We start from the raw sequence: 3,166 nt of genomic DNA on the forward strand, positions 1-3,166 counted from the left end.
TACAGGCACTGTACGGTGATCGTCTCGTCTGCGTTCGCTATCGATATGATGGTGAGACCGGTCGCCGCTTCAAGACGATTGAATTGATCGTTGATGAGAAAGCGTGGTCGCCACGCGCTCAGAATGATGCGGCACATCATCTTGGTGACGTGGCAGCCGATTGATACCAGAACGAGGTGAGTGTGTTGCTTACCGGTAGCCTGGTCAAAACTGTGTCAGACGCTCGCGGTGGCGAGAACTGCACTCCCACGTATACTTCAGCGGCGGATGGAAGCTGCGCTTTCGTCCGCTCAAAAGGCCATACGGGTATGTCTGCGTGTAAGGTGGCAGTGCCGTACACGCCGGAATAATGTGTAACCCACATTGCTACCTATGCTGTGAGCAGGCCACGGAGGTTAACTGCCAGGATGCACCGCACAACGTTGTGCGCAACGTCGTGCGGTGTAACCCCGTGCATGGAGGGCGCAGCCGTGTACGCACGCGGCTAATTTGCTCGACTGCCGTGCGATAGATGACAGCAAGAGACATTTGGCGTTGTTTGTACGGACTGGAAGTACGCAGACGCCGGCTTCGGTGAGGACATTGTTGCTGTTGTCCTGGTTGTCGGCGTTGTCGCCACTACCTCACGCTCTCGCTGGAAGATCGACGATCAACGGTACCATCCTCCAGACCAGCAGGATCGCGGTGCCTGCCTGGGGTCACCACGAACGCGACCGAATAAACGCCGTGGTGATCATGAGATGAATATCGATCCTGGCGACGTAACGCCGTTTGCTGGCGTAATCGCTACGAAGGGACATGCCCTTCATACCGCAACATGGGCATCTTGGAGTAACCATCAATCACCGGCTGGTTTTGGCGTCAGTGCAGTATTGCGACGGGCAGCTGCGACTGCTTCAAGTACCATAATGATGGCCGCTGCCAGGAAGATACCGGCCAGTGCACCAAGTGCCGCCTGGGTTACCACTGTACGACCTATCGTTGTCATAGGATTGGTAACCGTACCGAGATAGCGTACCGAGACCTGTGGGGCTGCATCTGCGACTCGTAACTCATCGATACGCCTCATCAGGACTTCAATCAGCCCAAACGCAATATCGCGATTACGCATCAATTCGCGCTGACGAGCCTGTACTTGTTCAAGACGAGTCTGCGCTGCGGCCAGGCGGTTGTACAATGCCAGGCTCGAGTCGGGACTTAGCTCATCGGGTGGCAACTCACTTAACCGCTCAGCCTCGCTGCGAGCTTCCTGATATTCAGCTTGAAAAATAGTGATGAAACGGTCGAGATCTGCTACCGTCACGACGGCATTATCCGTCAGCGAGCTGTCGAGCTGTAAGATGGGACGATCACTGCCCTGATCACTCAGATTGCGAATCCGGAGCAACAATGCTGCTAACGCATCTGCCACATTGCCTGAGTCAGCAGCCTGATCGCGTAACCGCTGCCGCAAGAGCTGTGCATCGCGCAAGATTTGCTCAATATCATTCGCACGCCGAAGATAATCAGCAAAACGATCGGTACCCGCAGCACGGGCGCTAGTCACTAGATCGCTCAGCCGACGCACTTCTTGTTCGGCAGCGGCAAGTTCACCCTGAGCAATAAATGCTTCCAGCTCAGCCTGGGCTGCTCGATACCGTTCGCGGGCTTCGGCCAGTTGCTGTTCGACCAGCTCAATTGAGCCGGCATCTCTGGTATAGGTTTCGTTCACCAGCCGCGTATACTCTTGTCCCCACAAGATCGCCAATCGGCGAGCGTCATCGGCTGTATCAGCACGCGCAGTTATCCGTACCAGATCGCCATCGGTTTCTATCGTTATGCGTTGGCTTAGATTGCCCAATTGATACCCATTCGGCAATCTTCCCTCGCTCTCCAGGATTGCCGCAACTCGTTCTTCAAGTGTTGCATCACGCGCCAGTCCCAGCAATGCCTCACGTTGGTTAACTGTCGTGGTGAAAAGCAGGGAGTCGCGACTGGTGAAGCGATTATCGAGTGTAACCTGTGTACTTGCCGGGACGATGAGGAGCGAGGTACTGGCAGTGTGGGGAGGCGTTCGTATCCAGGCTAGCACACTCACCAGCAACGCTATCCCCAGAGCAATACCGAGAATGATTCATCAGCGACGCAAGAGCGCTGACAGGTACAGCCTTAGATCAATCTCGTTATTCATACCTGACCCAAATTGCTACCGTTGTCACCACAGAGGCACGGAGGGTACAGAGGATGGGCATAACCTGAGTCGACACTTCGAGACGTGCGTGACGTAGTGCGTCTATATGAATTGGCTGCCACCCACATCGTTCACACAGGTACGTCGCACGATGGTGCGCACAGCGTCACGCCGTTCATCCTGGCAGTCAGCCTTACGTAGCCTGCTCACAGCATGGGTGGCAACTTGAGTTACCTATCATTATGGGCCTGACAGGGTTGTTTTATTTACTAGACGGACTGTCTGATTGTTGCAGACGGCACCTTGTTTCGTCAACGCAGATAGTAGAACGTTCCTAACGTCACTAATGCTGCCATATCAAACACCACGATAATTGCAAGTAAGAAATAAAGTGTCAGCGATCGCCAGCGAGCAGGCCAGAGTTGTTGCCAGCCACAAACCAGCAGCCAGATCGTAGGCACGATTGCCCAGTAGAGGTAGCGACCGCGGGGAATGTAAGGTGCTCCATCACCGAGAGGATGCAGTCTTCCCAGTAAGAAAAACCAGGCTATGCCCACTGCAATCGCGCATAGCCATAGCCAGCGTTGTTGCCAGTTTGGTAAAACAACTGACCACTGTCGCATACCGCGCAGTAGGCCAATACTCGCAGCAATGCTCAATCCGGCAAAGAGCCAGTCGCCAATGGGAGGCCAGACTGGGATGTGCCCCCAAGCCAGCCGTACCCAAAAGTGGTTGTGAGCGATTTCTACGGTGCGAACGTACCACGGCCACGCTTGCTTCCAGTTTAACCATGATTGCAGCCATGCCACAATGTCCGTCCGCAGATAGTCGCGCTCGAGAGCGGCCAGCCAGGGTTGGGTGCGCAGACCATCGGTGTCGAGGGTGAAACTGAGCACTACCAAGGTAGTGGTGCCGAGACTACCACCCACGAGATAGACCCACCAGCGGAGTGGACGACGGTACACACTCCATAACAGCGCAAGCAGCAGCGGGATG

Annotated in this window: 1 protein-coding gene and 1 pseudogene; both read right to left on the minus strand. The window is 55.1% G+C overall.

Translation table 11 applies throughout. The features are described from left to right. Positions 1 to 838: 838 nt before the first annotated feature. Positions 839 to 2,077: a lipopolysaccharide biosynthesis protein gene (locus VAE57_RS11740; protein WP_322822067.1), complete on the minus strand. Its 1,239-nt coding sequence runs from the start codon at positions 2,075 to 2,077 to the stop codon at positions 839 to 841. 404 nt (positions 2,078 to 2,481) lie between these two features. Beyond that, positions 2,482 to 3,166 (minus strand): annotated as a pseudogene (locus VAE57_RS11745) (hypothetical protein); the annotation flags it as partial.

Origin of the sequence: Chloroflexus sp. (genome assembly GCF_034434295.1) — a bacterium.
In the GTDB taxonomy this organism is placed as follows: Bacteria; Chloroflexota; Chloroflexia; order Chloroflexales; family Chloroflexaceae; genus Chloroflexus.